At 66.3% G+C, this 19137-nt stretch carries 15 protein-coding genes; 4 read left to right on the top strand and 11 right to left on the bottom strand.

What is annotated here, in order from left to right:
- Positions 1-903: a COX15/CtaA family protein gene (locus tag IIE29_RS08815; RefSeq protein WP_209324860.1), complete on the top strand. Its 903-nt coding sequence runs from the start codon at positions 1-3 to the stop codon at positions 901-903.
- A gap of 441 nt (positions 904-1344) precedes the next feature.
- On the opposite strand, the gene IIE29_RS08810 is transcribed toward IIE29_RS08815, so the two are convergent.
- A complete protein-coding gene (locus tag IIE29_RS08810; RefSeq protein WP_209324859.1) occupies positions 1345-2331 on the bottom strand; it encodes a heme o synthase in 987 nt (328 codons plus the stop codon).
- Positions 2332-2426: 95 nt separating this feature from the next.
- Positions 2427-2954 (bottom strand): hypothetical protein, encoded by a 528-nt coding sequence (locus IIE29_RS08805; protein ID WP_209324858.1) that lies wholly within the window; start codon positions 2952-2954, stop codon positions 2427-2429.
- A 226-nt stretch (positions 2955-3180) separates the two neighbouring features.
- On the opposite strand from IIE29_RS08805, the gene tkt reads away from it, so the two are divergent.
- Genes tkt through IIE29_RS08790 form a run of 3 tightly spaced genes read left to right on the top strand, consistent with a single transcriptional unit; the run spans position 3181 to position 7990 of the window.
- Entirely contained in the window at positions 3181-5262 is a 2082-nt protein-coding gene (gene tkt, locus IIE29_RS08800) for a transketolase (protein WP_209324857.1), read from the top strand.
- The gene (gene tal, locus IIE29_RS08795) at positions 5259-6362 is read left to right on the top strand and encodes a transaldolase (RefSeq protein ID WP_209324856.1); all 1104 of its coding nucleotides are present in this window, start codon (positions 5259-5261) and stop codon (positions 6360-6362) included. Before tkt ends, tal begins: the two co-directional genes overlap by 4 nt.
- Positions 6359-7990, top strand: a complete 1632-nt coding sequence (locus tag IIE29_RS08790; protein ID WP_209324855.1) for a glucose-6-phosphate isomerase — start codon at positions 6359-6361, stop codon at positions 7988-7990. Before tal ends, IIE29_RS08790 begins: the two co-directional genes overlap by 4 nt.
- A 102-nt stretch (positions 7991-8092) precedes the next feature.
- On the opposite strand, the gene secG is transcribed toward IIE29_RS08790, so the two are convergent.
- The 9 genes from secG to uvrA all read right to left on the bottom strand — a co-directional run bounded on the left by secG (position 8093) and on the right by uvrA (position 19125).
- Positions 8093-8338 carry a preprotein translocase subunit SecG gene (gene secG / locus IIE29_RS08785; protein WP_209324854.1) on the bottom strand — a complete coding sequence of 82 codons (246 nt, stop codon included), beginning with the start codon at positions 8336-8338 and terminating at the stop codon, positions 8093-8095.
- Positions 8339-8381: 43 nt separating this feature from the next.
- Positions 8382-9167 carry a triose-phosphate isomerase gene (gene tpiA / locus IIE29_RS08780; protein WP_209324853.1) on the bottom strand — a complete coding sequence of 262 codons (786 nt, stop codon included), beginning with the start codon at positions 9165-9167 and terminating at the stop codon, positions 8382-8384.
- A gap of 14 nt (positions 9168-9181) precedes the next feature.
- Positions 9182-10402, bottom strand: coding sequence for a phosphoglycerate kinase (locus IIE29_RS08775; protein WP_209324852.1), 1221 nt, complete (start codon positions 10400-10402; stop codon positions 9182-9184).
- A complete protein-coding gene (gene gap, locus IIE29_RS08770) occupies positions 10399-11400 on the bottom strand; it encodes a type I glyceraldehyde-3-phosphate dehydrogenase (RefSeq protein WP_209324851.1) in 1002 nt (333 codons plus the stop codon). The genes IIE29_RS08775 and gap overlap by 4 nt, the downstream gene beginning before the upstream one ends.
- Before the next feature lie 9 nt (positions 11401-11409).
- Positions 11410-12393 carry a DNA-binding protein WhiA gene (gene whiA, locus IIE29_RS08765; RefSeq protein ID WP_209324850.1) on the bottom strand — a complete coding sequence of 328 codons (984 nt, stop codon included), beginning with the start codon at positions 12391-12393 and terminating at the stop codon, positions 11410-11412.
- Between the two features lie 25 nt (positions 12394-12418).
- Entirely contained in the window at positions 12419-13414 is a 996-nt protein-coding gene (locus tag IIE29_RS08760) for a gluconeogenesis factor YvcK family protein (RefSeq protein WP_209324849.1), read from the bottom strand.
- Position 13415: 1 nt separating this feature from the next.
- Positions 13416-14312, bottom strand: a complete 897-nt coding sequence (rapZ, locus tag IIE29_RS08755; protein ID WP_209324848.1) for an RNase adapter RapZ — start codon at positions 14310-14312, stop codon at positions 13416-13418.
- A gap of 77 nt (positions 14313-14389) precedes the next feature.
- Complete coding sequence (gene uvrC / locus IIE29_RS08750; protein WP_209324847.1) at positions 14390-16249, bottom strand: excinuclease ABC subunit UvrC; 1860 nt, start codon at positions 16247-16249, stop codon at positions 14390-14392.
- A 5-nt stretch (positions 16250-16254) separates the two neighbouring features.
- Complete coding sequence (gene uvrA, locus IIE29_RS08745) at positions 16255-19125, bottom strand: excinuclease ABC subunit UvrA (RefSeq protein ID WP_209324936.1); 2871 nt, start codon at positions 19123-19125, stop codon at positions 16255-16257.
- Positions 19126-19137 lie beyond the last annotated feature (12 nt).

Here is a 19137-nt window from a genome sequence, read left to right as displayed (position 1 = left end):
GTGGTCACGAAGAAGATCCGCATCGCCGCCTGGGCCATGCTCATCGCCCAGGGCGGAATCATCCTGAGCGGCGGCATCGTCCGACTCACGGGTTCCGGGCTGGGCTGCTCGGATTGGCCCAAATGCACCCCGGATTCGCTCGTGGCCACTCGTGAGATGGGCATCCACAGCTACATCGAGTTCGGCAACCGGCTCATCGCGGTGGTCCTGGCCATCCTCGGCGTCGGCATCGCCCTCATGCTGTGGAGGCATCGGAAGAAGCGTCCCGATCTGTTCTGGCTCAACATCGGCCTGCTCGCCATCGTCCCCGTCCAGGCCGTCGTCGGCGGCATCACCGTGTGGACGAAGCTCAATCCCTGGGTGGTCGCCGGACACTTCGTCCCCTCCGCGATCGCCGTCGGCGTCGCCACATACTTCGTCCGCCGCACCTACGACAGCGGTGTCAGACTCACGACCAAGGCATCCGCCCCTCTGCCGGCGCTGGGCTGGATCATCCTCGCTCTGACGGCTGTCGTCGTCATCTTCGGCGTGCTCACCACCGGCGCCGGCCCGCACTCGGGTTCGACGATGTCGACCCGCAACGGCCTCGACAACATCTGGATCACCCGTGCCCACGCCTTCCCCGTCTGGCTGCTCGTCATCGCGACCGTCGCTTCCCTGGTGATCGCGAAGCGCAAGGCCCAGTCGGCGATGGTCGCCCCGCTGGGTGTGCTCCTCGGCGTCGAGATCGCGCAGGGACTCATCGGATATGTGCAGTACTTCCTCGGAGTCCCCGAACTGCTCGTCGCCCTCCATATGGTCGGCCTCTCCGCGACCATCGCGGCAAGCGTCGCCGTCCTCGACAGCGCCTACCCGAGGAGCACGGACGCCGAGAGCGGACGCTCCCTGACTGCGGTCGCCTGAGCTCGCGTCACGTCCATCTCCTGATCATCACACCCACGTCTCCATCACGCGGAGAAGCAGCCCTGATGCCACGGACCGGGGCTGCCTCATCGCACCCGGGAGCACACGTCGGGGCCTTCTGATCTCGAACGGCACGGACTTCATCGGCCCTCGACCGGCCCTGACGCCCGCGGTGGGAACGGCGGGATACGACCTGGATCCTCAGGAGTCCGCGGGGGAACTGTCTGAGTTCGCGGCGCAGCGGCCCTGAGTTCGCGGTCGAGCTGCCGGAATCAGCGGCGGGAAGCCTGAGTCCGCAGTGGAGGTTCCCAGGTTCGCGATGGTGATACGAGTCGAGGCCGGTCCCTGTCGATACCGCTGTGCGGTTCGACCGGAACCGGCCTCGATTCACACGCTGCGAGAACGCAGGTGCGCAGACAGCTCAGGGGCAGCCCCGGGTTGTCACCAGATGCCGGGGATGAGCGTTTCGACGAAGGGGTCGACGGCCACGGCGAGGAAGAGCAGCGAGAGGTACGTGATCGAACCGTGGAAGACCTTCATGGCCCGCAGCGATGTGCCGTCCTTGCCCTTCTTGGCCCTTGAGACCAGTGAGTAGCACGAGAACAGGAACCAGGCTCCGGCGCCGACGGCCACGATCGTGTAGACCGGACCCATCGGGGCGACGGGAATGAGCGCCAGAGAACAGGCGATCATCGCCCACGTGTAAAGGATCATCTGCCGACCGACGGAGGTCGGCGGAACCTTCGAAGGCAGCATGGGCACGTCGGCCGCGTCGTAGTCGGCCTTGTACTTGATCGCCAGCGGCCAGTAGTGCGGGGGTGTCCAGAAGAACACGACGAGGAAGAGCAGCACCGGCTCCCAGGCCACTCCCCCGGTCACAGCAGACCAGCCGATGAGCACCGGCATGCAGCCGGCCGCTCCGCCCCATACGATGTTCTGCGAGGTGCGGCGCTTGAGGATGAGGGTGTAGAAGACGGCGTAGAGCAGGATCGCACAGGCGGTGAGACCGGCCGTGACCCAGTTCGTGAACCCGCCGAGCCAGAAGATCGAGCCGAGGCCGAGCACGATCGCGAAGATCAGTGCGGCACGAGGGCTGATCTCACCCGTGACGAGAGGACGGTCCTTCGTCCGCTCCATCTTCGCATCGATGTCGCGATCGACGTAGCAGTTGAAGACAGAGGCCGAGGCCGCAGCGGCGGCACCGCCGATGAGCGTATTGATGACAAGCCAGATGTTCGGCATGCCGTGAGCGGCCAGGAACATCACGGGCGCGGTGGTGACCAGGAGCAGCTCGATGACGCGCGGCTTCGTCAGCGCGATATAGGCGCTGATGATCGATCGCGGTCGGGCGGAGAGATCCCGCTCGTCGATGACCCTCTGCAGAGGACGTTCACTCTGCTCTTCCCGGTGCTGACGAAGTTTGCTCACGGCCCCGATTCTACCTGCTGTCGAATTTTTTGCCAGTCGCGCGGGCTCGTGTTGCGAAGCCGATGAGGTCGTCGCCGAGCGTCTCCCCTCGGCAGTCAACGGCGAGCGGATTCGCGGACGATGTGGACGAGGAAGGCCACTGCGGCACAGACGGGGGCGAGGAGGACGACTTGCACGATGAGTGCGGAGACGAGTGTCAGCGAGGCGCTCGAGGCATCTGTGCCGAGGACTGTGATGTCGACGCCGACTCCGAGCAGACCGGTGACCACGGCATAGATCAGCGCCGTCGTCCAGACCAATCCGCCGCGCCGGGCGGTGAGCATGACGACGAACGCAGCGATGAAGGGAGTCAGCAGGAGCAGCGTCCCCAGTGCCCAGAGGACCAGCTCGCCGGTGTCCCAGCCGCCGCGCAGAGGCTGCCCCAACGAGGAGGAGACCGCGATCGTGGTGAGGATGAACAGGAAGGGGATGCCCAGACCGATACGGGAGACGAATCGACGTGCGCCGAATGTCAGAGCGGCCGCCTCGGCGAGGTCCGGCCTCTTGGCCGCTCTCCACTTCGGCTGTTCGTCCGCGCCGCGGACGGCAGCGGCATCGCTGACCGGTTTCGCTCCTTCGCTCACCGTTTTCCCTTCACGCTCGCGGTCGTCGTCTCGCGCATGTCGCCTTCGCATCAGGACCCGCTCCTGCGCGGTCCGCGACTGTGCGCGCGACCACACTCTACCCGTCGGTAGCCGGAAAGTCCCGCAGCTGCTCTGATCAGCCTGTGATGACGCTCAGCGAATCAGGCGCCCGGCGCGGTAGAGTTTGATTGCACGCTCTCAGCCGAACGAAGGATCGCTCGAAGACATGAATTCCCTGTCCTGGACTGAACTCGACAACCGCGCAGTCGACACCGCCCGCCTCCTCGCCGCCGATGCGGTCCAGAAGACGGGGAACGGTCACCCGGGCACCGCGATGAGCCTCGCTCCCATCGCCCACTACCTCTATCAGCACGGACTCACCCACGACCCGGCCGACCCGACCTGGGTCGGCCGTGATCGTTTCGTCCTCTCCTGCGGTCACAGTTCGCTCACCCAGTACATCCAGCTCTACCTGGCCGGATTCGGACTCGAACTCGATGACCTCAAGGCGCTGCGCACCTGGGGATCCCTGACTCCGGGCCATCCCGAAGTCGGCCACACCGCCGGCGTCGAGATCACCACCGGCCCGTTGGGCTCCGGCCTCGCCTCAGCTGTCGGCATGGCCATGGCGGCTCGCCGTGAACGCGGTCTCTTCGACCCCGAGGCGGCTCCCGGGGCCTCCCCGTTCGATCACTCCGTCATCGTCCTCGCCTCCGATGGGGACCTCGAGGAAGGTGTGTCCGGTGAGGCTTCATCGCTGGCCGGCACCCAGGAGCTGTCGAACCTGCTGGTGATCTGGGACGACAACCGGATCTCCATCGAGGATGACACCGCCATCGCCTTCGGCGAGGACACCGCCGCCCGCTACGCCGCCTACGGCTGGCACGTTCAGCATGTCGACTTCACCGCCGGAGACGGCTACAGCGAGGACATCCAGGCCTTCCACGCCGCTGTCGAGGCGGCGCGTGCGGATTCCCGGCCGTCGTTCATCCGCCTGTCGACGATCATCGCCTGGCCGGCTCCGAACGCCCAGAACACCGGCGGCTCGCACGGTGCCGCACTCGGTGACGACGAGATCCGCGCGACCAAGGAGCTCCTCGGCTTCGATCCGGACGCGAGCTTCGCCGTCGATGACGAGGTGCTCGCCCATACCCGCAAGGCCCTCGACCGCGGCCGCGAGGCCCACCTGAAGTGGGACGATTCCTTCGCCGCCTGGCGCAGCGCCAATCCGGACAACGCGGCGCTCTTCGATCGCCTGGCCAAGCGCGAGCTGCCGGCTGGTCTCGATGCGGCCTTCCCGGTCTTCGACGCCAGTGAGAAGGGCATCGCCACGCGCGCGGCCTCCGGGCAGGTGCTCAACGCGATCGCGGAGACGATGCCGGAGCTGTGGGGAGGTTCGGCCGATCTCGCCGGCTCGAACAACACGCTGATCAAGGGTGAGCCGAGCTTCCTGCCCGCGCACCGTTCGACCGAGGCTTTCTCCGGCCACGAGTACGGTCGCAACATCCACTTCGGCGTCCGCGAGTTCTCCGCCGGCCTCATCGGCAACGGCATCGCGCTCCACGGAGGCACACGGCCCTACAACGGCACGTTCCTCGTCTTCAGCGACTACCAGCGTCCTGCCGTCCGGCTGGCGGCCCTGCAGCAGATCCCGAACGTATTCGTCTGGACGCACGACTCCATCGGCCTCGGCGAGGACGGTCCGACGCACCAGCCGATCGAACACCTCTCCGCCCTGCGTGCTATCCCCGGACTCGACGTCGTCCGCCCGGCCGATGCGAACGAGACGGCGGTCGTGTGGCGGAAGATCCTCGACCGCACGGACGGCCCGAGCGGCCTCGTCCTCACTCGCCAGGCCGTGCCCGTCCTCGACCGGGACGAATACGCGCCGGCCTCCGAGGCGGCCCGCGGCGGCTATGTGCTCACCGACACCGGCGACCACCCCGATGTCGCGATCATCGCCAGCGGGTCCGAGGTCGCCATCGCTCTCGAAGCCGCACGCACCCTGCAGGCGTCGGGAACCGCGGCACGCGTGATCTCCATGCCCTGCCAGGAATGGTTCGACGCTCAGCCCGAGGAATACCGGAACACGGTTCTGCCGCGCTCCCTCAAGGCGCGGGTGAGCATCGAGGCGGCCTCGGCGATGAGCTGGCACCGGTACCTCGGCGATGCCGGGCGTGCCGTGTCCCTCGAGCATTTCGGAGCCTCGGGGGACTATGCGACGCTGTATGAGAAGTTCGGCATCACCCCGGCGGCCGTCGTCGACGCCGCCGAAGAGTCCATCACGGCAGCGAAGGCGGAAGCATGAGTGAGCGTTTGAATCGGCTGAGTCGCGCCGGTGTCTCCATCTGGCTCGACGACCTGTCCCGGACCCGTCTCGAGTCCGGGGATCTCGCCCGGCTCATCGACGAGTCCTCGGTCACCGGTGTGACGACGAATCCGACGATCTTCGCGAATGCGATCTCCGCAGCCGCGGACTACGATTCCGCGGTCGCTGAGCTCGGTCGGCAAGGCGCCGATGTGGACGCCGCCATCGAGGCTCTGACCACGGCCGACGTCGCCGAAGCCGCGCGTGTCTTCCGTCCCGTCTTCGACGCCACCGACGGCGACGACGGGCGCGTGTCGATCGAGGTCGCTCCCCCGCTGGCCCATGACGCCGAAGCCACCGTGGAATCGGCGAAGGCCCTGTGGGAGCGGGTCGGCGAACCGAATGCGATGATCAAGATCCCCGCCACCGAGGCGGGACTGCGGGCGATCGCGGAGACCATCGCCGCCGGGATCAGCGTCAACGTCACCCTCGTGTTCTCCCTCACCCGATACCGTCACGTGGTCGAAGCGTTCCTCCAGGGGCTGGAGAAGGCCCGAGCTGCCGGTCACGACCTCTCGACGATCCGGTCGGTGGCCTCGATCTTCGTCTCCCGTGTCGACACCGAGATCGATGCGCGCCTCGATGCGCTCGACGACCCGGCGGCCGCCGACCTCAAGGGGCGTGCCGGGATCGCGAACTGCGTGCTCGCCCATGAGATCCACTCCCAGCTGTTCGCCTCGGAGCGGTTCAAGGTCCTCGAACTCGCAGGGGCTCGCCCGCAGCGTCTGCTGTGGGCCTCGACAGGGGTGAAGAATCCCGACTACGCGGACACGATGTACGTCTCGGAGCTCGTGGCTCCGAACACCGTGAACACGATGCCCGAACCCACCCTGCAGGCCTTCGCCGACCACGGTGAGGTCACGCGGGAGATCACTGCCGAGGACTACCGGGCCGCCGATGAGGTCTTCGACGCCCTGGCTCGGCTCGGCATCGACTATGCGGAGGTGATGACTGTGCTCGAAGAGCAGGGTCTGGAGAAGTTCGACGTCAGCTGGACCGAACTGCAGGAGACGATCCGAACGGCACTGGACCGATCATGAGACTCTCACTCGAAGTTCCGGTCAGCGCCGAGTTCGACGCCGAGGCAGCGCGTCTCGTCGACTCTCGTCTGGCCTCGCGCCTGAGTCGGCAGGACCCCGAACTGTTCTCCGGTGCCGAAGGTGCCCACCAGCGTATGGGCTGGGTGGAGCTGCCGCACCGGGCCGAGGAACTGCTCACCCGGATCGAAGCCCTGCGAGTCGAACTCGTCGAACGCGGTCTGCGGACCATCAGCCTCGCCGGTATGGGCGGTTCCTCGCTGGCACCCGAGGTGATGGCCGCGACCGCCGGAGTGCAGCTCGAAGTCGTCGATTCGACGGACCCGGACCAGATCGTCGAGGCGGTCGGGACCGATCTGTCGAACACGGTGCTCATCGTCGCGTCGAAGTCGGGAACGACCGTGGAGACCGATGCGATCCGTCGCAGCTTCGCCGCGGCATTCGAATCCGTGGGAATCGATCCGGCCTCCCGGATGGTCGCCATCACCGATCCCGGCACCGAACTCGACAGGCTGGCTGCCGATGAGGGGTTCCTCGCTGTCTTCCACGCTGATGAGACCGTCGGCGGACGCTACAGCGCACTGTCGGCCTTCGGGCTCGTCCCCGCTGGTCTCGCCGGCGCCGATGTCCGCGCAGTCGTCGCCGACGCCGCCGCTGCGGCAGAACTCTTCGCCGCGGACAGCCTCGACAATCCGGCGCTTCGCTTCGGCACGTGGTTGAGCATCGCTCATGCGCGGGCGACGGAGAAGCTCGTCCTCGCCGAGGCCGATCCGAGTCCGCGCGGACTCGCGGCATGGATCGAACAGCTCATCGCCGAATCCCTGGGCAAGGACGAGCAGGGCATCCTCCCCGTCGTCGTGGACTCCCCCACCGACGTCGGCTTCTCCGATGCGCGCGCCGATGCGCTTCTGTGCCTGCTCGGCTCCGCCGATGAAGACGCGGAGCTCGGTGCCCCGTCCGGTTTCGAGGCCACCGTCACGGGCGACCTCGGCGAACTGTTCCTGTTCTGGGAGCATGCGACGGCGTTCACCGGCTACAGCATCGGCGTGAATCCCTTCGACCAACCGGACGTCGAAGAGGCGAAGGCGCAGGCGAGGCAGCTGCTCGACCAGCCGGTCACGGCGCAGTCGGCCGAACCCGTCTTCCGGGAAGGTTCCATCGACGTCATCGAGACCGTCGGAGAGGCCACGGATCTCGTCGCCGCTCTGCAGGAGCTGTTCGGGCAGGTCGACGAATACGGGTACGTCGCGGTCCAGGCATATCTCGATCGTCTCGCCGATGCCGATGCAGCCGGGCTGCGTCCGCTGGTGTCCGCTCATGCGGGTGTCCAGACCACGTTCGGCTTCGGGCCCCGCTATCTGCACTCGACCGGCCAGTACCACAAGGGCGGACGCCCGAACGGCGTGTTCCTCCAGATCACGGGCGAAGCGCGCACGGACATCCTCGTGCCCGGACTCGGCTACAGCTTCGCTCAGCTGCAGCGCGCGCAGGCTGCCGGTGACGCGGCTGCGCTGCGTTCCAAGGGCCGACCCGTTCTGCGGGTGCATCTGCTCGATCGTGCACGCGGGCTCGAGCAGCTGCGGGAAGCGGTCGCTGCAGTCAGTCCCCGCCACCATTTCGGCATCGACTGACTGTCCCTGCCGAGGCGCCTCGACCCCACATACGACAAGGACCCCGACCGTATCGGTCGGGGTCCTTCTGCTCACGAGGCGGAATCGCCTCGGCGCCCGTCGTCAGGCGTTGAAGCGAGTGAGGATGCCGAGCAGGATGATGCAGGCCGCCCACACGATCGCCATCAGCGTGGTGAAACGGTTGAGGTTGCGCTCGGCGACTCCCGACGACCCGAGAGAAGAGGACATTCCGCCGCCGAACATGTCGGACATGCCACCGCCCTTGCCCTTGTGCATGAGGATCAGCAGGGTGAGGAAGATGCTCGTAATCACGAGCAGAGCGATGAGGATGATGTTGAGGATTTCCACGTCGGATTCAACCTATGTTTCGTCGAGTGATTCGTCTGTCAGTCTACTTGGCGACCGCGGCCTTGCACAAAGCGGCGAAGTCCGGGCCGCTGAGGCTCGCACCGCCGACCAGAGCCCCGTCGACGTCTGCGGAGGATACGATCTCGGACACATTGTCGGCTTTGACCGAACCTCCGTAGAGGATGCGGGTGGATCCTGCCAATCCGCTTCCGTAGGTCTCCTCGATCCGCGCCCGGATGGCTGTGGCCATCTCGGCGGCATCGGCCGCGGTGGCGGTCTCACCGGTGCCGATCGCCCACACGGGTTCATAGGCGATGACGAGGCCCTCGAGCTCGTCCGCCGCGAATCCGGCCAGGGACTCCTCGAGCTGGCGCAGAGTGAAGTCGATGTGCGTCTTCTCCTGCCGCTGCTGCAGTGACTCTCCCACACAGACGATCGGGGTCAGCTCGGCCGAGAGCGCGGCACGGATCTTCGCCGCCACGACCTCGTTCGTCTCGTGGTTGTCGGCCCGCCGCTCGCTGTGCCCGATGACGACATAGGTGCAGCCGAGTCGGGCCAGGAAAGGCGCGGCGACCTCACCGGTGTGTGCGCCGGGCGCGTGCTGCGAGACGTCCTGAGCGCCGTACTTCAGCCACAGTTTGTCCCCCTGGACGAGGGTCTGCACGGAGCGGATGTCGGTGAACGGCGGGATGACGACGACCTCGCAGCTGCTCTCGTCGAGCTTCGCGTCCTCCAGTGCCCAGGCCAGTTTCTGGACGCTGGAGATCGCCTCGAGGTGGTCGTGGTTCATCTTCCAGTTGCCTGCCAGCAGCAGGGTGCGATCGCTCATGGTTGTCCTCTTCCTCACGCGAGTGCTTCGAGTCCGGGCAGCGTCTTGCCTTCGAGGTATTCGAGGCTGGCGCCTCCGCCCGTGGAGATATGGCCGAAGTCGTCGTCGGAGAAGCCGAGGCTGCGCACGGCCGCGGCCGAGTCTCCGCCGCCGACGACGGTCAGGCGCTCTCGCCCGGTGGTGTCCGCCGTGTCCGTCAGAGCCGCGGCGACGGCCTTGGTGCCGGAAGCGAAGGCCGGGAATTCGAAGACGCCCATGGGGCCGTTCCAGAACACGGTCGTCGAGTCCTCGATGATCTTCGCGTAGGCCCTCGCGGACTCGGGCCCGATGTCGAGGCCGATCCCTTCTGCGCCGGCGGGAGTGGATTCGAGTTCCGAGACCTCGCGAACCCAGTTGTCGGCATCGGCGGCGAAGGAGGCCGCCATGACGATATCGGTCGGCAGCACGATCTTGGCTCCTCCGGCCTCCGCGCGTTCGAGGTAGCCCCTGACGTCGTCGATCCGCTCGGTCTCGACGAGGCTCGCACCGATGCTGTGGCCGCGTGCGGCGAGGAAGGTGAATACCATGCCGCCGCCGATGAGCAGATTGTCCGCCCGCTCGATGAGGTTGTCGATGACACCGAGCTTGTCCGAGACCTTGGATCCGCCCAGAACCACAGTGAAAGGCGACGCGGGGTCGTTGAGCAGCCGGTCGCTGACCTCGACCTCGGAGCGCACGAGCGAACCGGCAAAGTGCGGCAGAAGGCCGGCGATCTCATACACCGAGGCCTGCCTGCGATGGACCACGCCGAAGCCGTCGGAGACGAAATCGTCGGCGAGTGCGGCCAGCTGCTCGGCGAAGGCCCGACGTTCGTCCTCGTCTTTCGACGTCTCCCCGGGGTTGAAGCGCAGGTTCTCGAGCAGCAGCACCTGGCCCGGCTCGAGCGCGGCGGCCTTGGACTGCGCTTCCTCCCCGACGGTGTCGGCGGCGAAGAACACCTCACGGCCGATGGCCTCGCCGAGTTCCGCCGCGATCGGCAGCAGGGAGAACTGGGGATCCGGCTCCCCCTTCGGACGCCCGAGGTGAGACATGACGATGACCTTGGCTCCCGCCTCCGCGAGCTGCCGGATCGTTCGCGCCGACGCGTCGATGCGGCCGCGATCGGTGATCGTGCCCTCGTCCATCGGCACATTGAGATCGCTGCGGACGAGCACCGTATGCCCGGCGAAGATCCCCGCGTCGTCGAATGTCCTCATGAGTCCCTTTCCCCGAGAATGAAGCTGACCATGTCTTTGAGGCGGTTCGTGTAACCCCATTCGTTGTCATACCAGGCCACGACCTTGACCTGATCGCCGAGGACCATCGTCAGCTTCGAATCGACGATCGCCGAGGCCGTTGTGCCCACGATGTCGGTCGAGACGAGCTCATCGTCGGAATAGTCGAGATACGGCGAGTCCTCGGAAGCCCGGGCCAGGATGTCGTTGACTTCCTCGAGGCTCGTCTCACGGCTGGGCGTGAACGTGAAGTCGATGATCGAGCCCGCCGGCACGGGCACGCGGACGGCGAGCCCGTCGAGCTTGCCGGCCAGGTGCGGCATGACCTTGCCGACGGTGCGTGCGGCTCCGGTCGTGGTCGGCACGATGTTGACGGCCGCGGCACGGGCACGGCGCAGGTCGCGGTGCGGACCGTCGACGAGCATCTGGTCACCGGTGTAGGCGTGGACGGTGTTGAGCAGCCCGGATTCGACGCCGAGGCCGTCGTCCATGGCCTTGACGATTGTGGCCATGCAGTTCGTCGTGCACGAGGCGTTCGAGACCACGGTGTGCCGGTCCGGATCGTAATCGGCTTCGTTGACGCCCATGACGAAGGTCGCGTCGACGTCCTTGCCCGGGGCCGAGAGAAGGACCGTCTTCACGGATCCGCCGAGGTGGGCCTCGGCCTGATCGCGGCGGGTGAACCGGCCGGTGGACTCGACGACGAGTTCGACGCCGTGGGAGGACCAGTCGATGCTCCCGGGATCGGCCTGGCTGAATACGGTCACCGTACGACCGTCGACGGACAGGGAGTCCTCGGTGGTCTCGACCTCGTGGTCGAAGCGCGGCCACACGGAGTCGTGCGTGAGCAGATGGGCCAGAGTGGTGGTGTCAGTGAGGTCGTTGATGGCGACGACGTCGAAGTCGCTGCCGGGTTCGAGGGACAGGCGGAACAGGGCGCGGCCGATGCGGCCGAAGCCGTTGATGGCGATTCGTCTCATGCCTCGATCTTAGCGATCCTCGAGCATTTCCGGGGTCAGGCTGGCTTCTGTGCCGGGAATTCCCAGTTCCTCAGCATGTTTGTCCGCCGTCGACAGCAGCCGGCGGATCCGCCCGGCCACCGCGTCCTTGGTCATCGGCGGGTCCGCGAGCTGGCCGAGCTCCTCGAGCGAGGCCTGTTTGTGGGTGACGCGCAGCTGACCGGCATATCGCAGATGTTCGGGGACCTCGTCGCCGAGGATCTCCAGGGCCCGTTCGACGCGGGCACCTGCGGCCACAGCGGCACGCGCCGACCGGCGCAGGTTCGCATCGTCGAAGTTCGCCAGCCGGTTGGCCGTGGCGCGGACCTCGCGCCGCATCCGGCGCTCCTCCCAGACCAGCACCGCACTGTGGGAGCCCATCCGGGTGAGCAGTGCAGCGATGTCATCGCCGTCGCGGATGACCACGCGGTCGACGCCGCGGACCTCGCGGGCCTTCGCACTCAGTCCCAGGCGACGGGCGGCTCCGACGAGGGCCAGGCCCGCCTCGGGGCCGGGGCAGGTGACTTCGAGGGCGGAGGAGCGTCCGGGTTCGGTCAGGGAGCCGTGGGCGAGGAAGGCACCTCTCCAGGCGGCCTCGGCGTCAGCCACGGAGCCGTTGACGATGGCCGAGGGCAGACCCCGCACGGGCCGTCCTCGGTTGTCGACGAGGCCGGTCTGCCGGGCCAGCGCGCCGCCGTCGCGGGTCACGCGCAGCAGGTAGCGGTTGGAGCGGCGGATCCCGGCGGCATTGATGACGACGATATCGGCGTGCTGGCCATAGAGGTCCTTGATCTCGGCCCGGAGGCGCTTCGCCGCCTGCGCGGTGTCGAGTTCGGCTTCGAGCACGATCGAGCCGTTGACCAGATGCAGCGCCGAGGAGAACCGGAAGATCGACGACACTTCGGCCTTGCGCGCGGAGGTGCGAGTGATCTTCACTCGCGCCAACTCGTCCTTGACCTGAGCGGTCAGTGCCATTGCTCGTCCTCCTGCACCTGATGTCCTACCACTGCTCGGCGACACCGATCCCGGCGTCCAACAACATGTCACGGTAGCATGCCGCGAGTTTGAGGCTGTCATGCTGACCCTGCCTGCGGGAGCGCAGCGGTCGCTGCCAGAGTTTGGCATCGAACATGTCCCGCGCCCGCTGTGCCAGATCCGGCTCGAGCTCCGTGGCCGCCTCGTCGACGAGGACGTAGTCCAAGGTCAGGGACGGGGCGTGGCGGTGCAGGGAGACGAGGTGCTCGCCGAGGCTGAGATCCCTGGTCTCGCCGTCGGTCGAGCTGAGGTTGAGCGTGAGTGATTTCACCGCCTTCGAGGCGACGATCGCCTCGGCGAGCGAGGGCACGAGCAGATGCGGCATCACCGAGGTGTACCAGGAACCGGGACCGAGGTTGAGGACATCGGCCTCCTGCACCGCCTCGACGGTTTCGAAGCGAGCGGGCGGATCGGCCGGATCGAGCCGCACGGTCTCGACGTGCCCGCGGGTGGAGGCGAGCACGGACTGTCCGCGCACGACCTGGAACGAGCCGGGGAACTTCACATCGGCTTCGATCGTCAGCGGCACCGAGGACATGGGCAGCACGCGGCCGTGGGCGCGCAGCAGCCGAGCCATCCAGTCGAGTCCGGCCACATGGTCACCGTGGATCTGCCACAGGGCCGCAATGAGCAGATTGCCCACCGCATGTCCGGAGAGCTCGCCCTCGGACTCGAAGCGGTGCTGGATGACATCTCGCCAGGTCTGTCCCCAGGTCCCGTCGTCGCACAGAGCGGCCAGCGCCATCCGCAGGTCTCCGGGAGGCAGCCCGCCGAGCTCGTCGCGCAGGCGGCCGGAGGATCCGCCGTCATCGGCGACGGTGACGACGGCTGTGAGTTCCTCGGTGAGCAGGCGGAACGCCCGCAGTGCGGCGTACAGGCCGTGTCCGCCGCCGAAGGAGACGATGTTCGGACCCTCATTCTGGGCACCCGGTGTGATGACGGGAAGATCTTCGGTCTCCATATCATTCTCTTCCCAGATCACGGTGGCGCACGGTCACGGGGATGCCCGTCTGCGCCGACAGGAGCTTGCCCACGCGTTCGCTGATCGCCACCGAACGGTGTTTGCCGCCGGTGCAGCCGATGCCGATCATCGCATAGCCGCGCCCCTCGTGCAGATACCCTTCGGCCACGGTCGACAGCGTCGCCGCATAACGCGAGATGAATTCCTCGGCGCCGTTCTGTTCGAGGACGAAGCTCGCGACATCGGAGTCGAGGCCGTTGTGTCCGCGCAGGTGCGGAATCCAGTACGGGTTGGGCAGGAAGCGGACATCGGCGATGTGGTCGGCGTCCTTGGGCAGACCGTATTTGAAGCCGAAGCTCATCACAGTCAGCCGCAGGGGCGGTGTGTCGTCGTCGCTGAAGCGTTTGCGGATCTCGGCCGAGAGCTGGTGGACGTTGAGATCCGAGGTGTCGACGATCATATCGGCTCGGTGTTTGAGCGTCTCGAGTTGGGCCTTCTCTGCCTCGATGCCGTCGAGGAGAGTGCCCTCGCCCTGCAGCGGATGGGGTCGTCTGGTCGACTCGAACCGGCGGACGAGGACCTCGTCGGAGGCTTCGAGGTAGAGGATGCGCAGAGACAGTCCCTGGTCGAGGAAGTCCCCGATCGTCTCCTGCAGCTCCGTGTACTTCGTTCGCCCCTTCGCGTCGATGACGATGGCGATCTTCGGCAGGGCGCCGTCGGCGCGGGCGACGAGCTCGACCAACGGCCGCATCATCTGCGGCGGCAGGTTGTCCACGACGTACCAGTCCATGTCCTCGAGCACATTGGCCACGGTTGTCCGGCCAGCTCCGGACATGCCGGTGACGAGCACGACCTCGATGGGGTGGTCGGAACCGTCCGCTATGGCCTGTGTACTCACACGTCCTCCTCTGTCTGTGCCCGATCGGTGCGTGGCACTGCGTCTCTGGGCACTACTCTAAGCCAGATCCGAACCGCTCAGTCGGCCATCGCATCGACGATCTTCGCAGCGAGGGAGGGACCGATTCCCTTGACCTCGCAGATCTCCTCGGCAGTGGCGGCGCGGACCTTCTTCACGGAGCCGAAGTGCCGCAGCAGAGCGGTGCGCTTGGACTCCCCCAGCCCGGAGATGTCGTCGAGGACGGAACTCGTCATCGCCTTCGCCCGTTTGGAGCGATGGTAGGTGATGGCGAAGCGGTGGGCCTCATCTCGCAGCCGCTGCATGAGGAAGAGGCCCTCGGAGTTGCGCGGCAGGATGACCGGGAAGGGATCTTCGGGAACCCAGATCTCCTCAAGTCTCTTCGCCAAGCCGACCACGGAGATGTCGACGATCCCGAGGTCGAGCAGGGCCTTGGTGGCGGCAGAGACCTGGGGTCCGGCGCCGTCGACGACGAGGAGGCTGGGCCGGTAGCCGAAGCGCTCATCGGGTTCGTCGGCGCCCATCTGTTCGAGGTAGCGACTGAAGCGGCGGGACACCACGTCGTACATCGACGCCGTGTCGTCGGCTGCCGCTTCCCCGTGAATGGCGAAGTGCCGGTAGTCGCGCTTCTTGGCCATCCCGTCCTCGAACACGACGAGGGAGGCGACGACGTTCGAGCCCTGGGTGTGGGAGATGTCGATGCATTCGATCCGCAGCGGGGCCTCGGGCAGTCCGAGGTGCTCCTGGATCTCCTTCAGCGCCTGGCTGCGGGTGGTCAGGTCTGAGGAGCGTTTGAGCTTGTGCTGGACGAGCGCTTCCTTGGCGTTCTTCGCAACGGTCTCCAGGGCAGCTCTCTTCTCCCCCCGCTCGGGTACGCGCACCGTCACTCGCGAACCGCGCTGTTCGCTCAGCCAGCTCTCCAGGGACTCGAGATCGGCCGGAAGCGTGTCGACGAGGATCTCCTTCGGGATCGCCTCGGCGTCGACGCCGGAGTATGCCTGGCGCAGGTAGTCGGTCGTGAGTTCGGCCGGGGTGTGGTCGTCGGAGCGTTCGATGATCCATCCGCGTTGGCCGCGGATGCGTCCCTGCCGGACGTGGAAGACCTGCACGGAGGCTTCGAGCTCTTCGGTCACGAGGGCGAAGACATCGCAGTCGGCGCTCACCGACAGAACGACCGCGGATTTGTCGAGGACCTTCTGCAGGGCCGTGATCTCATCGCGCAGCCGCGCAGCGCGTTCATAGTCGAGCTCGGCCGCGGCCGCCGCCATCTCCTTCTGGCGGTAGCTGATGAACCGACCGGTGTTGCCGGACATGAAGTCGGTGATGCTGCGGGCGAGCTCCCGGTGTTCGTCCTTGCCGATCTGTCCGACGCAGGGCGCGGAGCATTTGTCGATGTAGCCGAGCAGGCAGGGCCGACCGCTGCGTTCGGCGCGACGGTAGACGCCGGGAGTGCAGGTGCGCATCGGGAAGGCTCTGAGCAGCAGGTCGAGCGTGTCCTTGATCGCCCACACCTGCGCGAAGGGACCGAAGTACTTGATCCCCTTGCGACGCTTCCCGCGGGTGATGTAGGCCCGCGGCACCTCCTCATTCATGGTGATCGCGAGGTAGGGGTAGGACTTGTCGTCGCGGAACATGACGTTGAACCGCGGATTGTATTCGTTGATCCACGTCCACTCGAGCTGGAGTGCTTCGACCTCGGTGTCGACGACGGTCCATTCCACGGAGTTCGCGGTATGGACCATCGTCGAGGTCCGCGGATGCAGCTGGGCGGGATTGGAGAAGTACGAGTTCAGCCGATTCCGGAGATTCTTCGCCTTCCCGACGTAGATGACCCGTCGGTCGGGGTCGCGGAACTTGTAGACCCCGGCCGAGGTGGGGATCGTCCCTGTGGCCGGACGGTAGCTGGAGGGTTCGGGCATTCGGATCAGGCGTCGAGCATCGGTTTGAGGAATCGACCGGTGTGCGATGCGGACACCTCGGCGACTTCTTCCGGTGTGCCTTGGGCGATGACCTGCCCGCCGCCGCGTCCGCCCTCGGGACCGAGGTCGATGACGTGATCGGCGTTGCCGATGACATCGAGGTTGTGCTCGATGACGATGACCGTGTTGCCCTTGTCGACGAGACCCTGGAGGACCATGAGCAGCTTCGAGATGTCCTCGAAGTGAAGACCCGTCGTCGGTTCGTCGAGCACGTAGACGGTGCGTCCACGGGAGCGCTTCTGCAGTTCGGCAGCGAGTTTCACCCGCTGTGCCTCACCGCCGGAGAGAGTCGTCGCCGGCTGGCCGAGGCGGACGTAGCCGAGCCCGACTTCGACGAGGGTCTTCAGATGCCTCGAGATCGCGGGGATCGCGGCGAAGAAGTCATTGGCCTCCTCGATGGGCATGTCGAGGACTTCGGCGATGTTCTTTCCCTTGAAGGTCACTTCGAGGGTCTCCCGGTTGTACCGGGCTCCCTGGCAGACTTCGCAGGGGACGTAGACATCGGGCAGGAAGTTCATCTCGATCTTGATCGTGCCGTCGCCGCTGCAGTTCTCGCAGCGCCCGCCCTTGACGTTGAAGGAGAACCGTCCGGGCAGATAGCCGCGGACCTTCGCCGACTCGGTCTCCGCGAACAGCCGGCGCACATGATCGAAGACTCCCGTGTACGTGGCCGGATTCGAACGGGGAGTGCGACCGATCGGCGACTGATCGACGTGGACGACCTTGTCGAGGTTCTCCAGACCGGTCACCCGCTTGTGGCGTCCCGGCACCCGTGAGGCCCCGTTGAGGACGTTGGCCATCTGGGTGTACAGGATCTCGTTGACCAGGGTGGACTTGCCCGAACCGGAGACCCCGGTGACGGCGGTGAGCACTCCGAGGGGGAAGGACACGGTGACGTTGCGCAGGTTGTTCTCCACCGCCTTCTCCACGGTGACCATCCGGTCCTTGTCCACGGGTCGGCGGGCGGCGGGGATCTGGATCTCGCGACGACCGGACAGGTAGTCGCCGGTGATCGATCCCTCGGCATCCTTGAGTCCGGGCACGGGACCGACGTAGACGACCTCTCCCCCGTGTTCGCCGGCTCCCGGACCGATGTCGACGATCCAGTCGGCGGATTCGATGGTGTCTTCGTCGTGTTCGACGACGATGAGGGTGTTGCCGAGGTCCTTGAGCTTGTTGAGGGTCTCGATGAGCCGGCGGTTGTCGCGCTGGTGCAGACCGATCGAGGGTTCGTCGAGAACGTAGAGGACCCCGACGAGTCCCGAACCGATCTGGGTGGCCAGGCGGATGCGCTGGGCCTCGCCGCCGGAGAGCGTGCCGGCGGCCCGGTTGAGGCTGAGATAGTCGAGTCCGACGTCGAGGAGGAATCCGAGCCGGGCGTTGATCTCCTTCATCACCTGCGCCGCCACGGCGGCGTCACGGTCGCTGAGTTCGAGGGAGCCGAGGAATTCAGCGGCCTCGTCGAGGGCGAGCTCGGAGACTTCGGCGATGGAGCGGTCGCCGACCTTGACGGCGAGGATCTCGGGTTTGAGGCGGCTGCCCTGACAGCTGGCGCAGGGGATTTCGCGCATATAGGACTCATAGCGCTCCCGCGACCAGTCCGACTCGGTCTCCTCGTGCTTGCGCTGGATGTACTGGTACACGCCTTCGAACCCGGTCGAATAGGTGCGTTCACGACCGAAGCGGTTCTTGTACTTCACATGGACCTTGTAGTCCTTGCCGGTGAGGATCGCCGTCTTCGCCGCCTTCGGCAGCTTCTTCCACGGCGTCTTCATGTCGAAGCCGAGTTCGTCTCCGAGTCCCTTGAGGAGACGGTTGAAGTACTTCGAGACCTGTTTGCCGCCCGACCAGGGGGCGATCGCACCGGCGCCGAGGCTGAGATCGTCGTCGGGCACGACGAGGTTCTCATCGACCTGGAGGCGGGTGCCGATGCCGTCGCAGGTGGGGCAGGCGCCGAAGGGAGAGTTGAAGGAGAACGAGCGCGGTTCGATCTCGTCGATCGTCAGCGGGTGCTCGTTCGGACACGACATGTGCTCGGAGAAGGTGCGGATCGTGCCCTCGTCGACGAGGTCGATGTCGATGCGGCCGTCGGCCAGTCCCAGGGCGGTCTCGACGGAGTCGGTCAGTCGGGGACGCATGCCCGGTTTGGCTACGAGTCGGTCGACGACCACGGAGATCGTGTGCTTGTACTGCTTCTCCAGCGTGGGGGGCTCGCTCAGGCTGATCTGCTCGCCGTCGACGATGGCGCGGGAGAAGCCCTTGGTCTGGAGGTCGGTGAAGAGGTCGACGAACTCCCCCTTGCGCGAACGCACGACGGGTGCGAGCACGAGGAACTTCGTGCGCTCCTCGAGTTCGAGCAGCTGGTCGACGATCTGCTGCGGCGTCTGCTTCGTGATCACCTCACCGCACACGGGACAGTGCGGCACCCCGATGCGCGCCCACAGCAGACGCAGGAAGTCATAGACCTCGGTGATCGTGCCCACGGTCGAACGCGGGTTGCGAGACGTCGACTTCTGGTCGATCGACACAGCCGGGGACAGCCCTTCGATGAAGTCGACATCGGGTTTGTCCATCTGTCCGAGGAACATGCGGGCGTAGGAGGACAGGGATTCGACGTAGCGCCGCTGCCCCTCGGCGAAGATCGTGTCGAACGCCAGCGAGGACTTGCCGGATCCGGACAGGCCGGTGAACACGACCATGGAGTCGCGCGGCAGGGCGATCTCGACGTTCTTGAGATTGTGTGCCCGCGCACCCTTGACCCACAGGGTGTCGAGATGGGAGACGCCTGTCACTTGCTCACCGTTATTGGTTTTCATCACCTGACCACT

This window comes from Brevibacterium renqingii (genome assembly GCF_017808095.1).
GTDB classification, from domain to species: Bacteria; Actinomycetota; Actinomycetes; order Actinomycetales; family Brevibacteriaceae; genus Brevibacterium; species Brevibacterium renqingii.
This window is presented reverse-complemented; position numbering and strand designations above follow the sequence as displayed.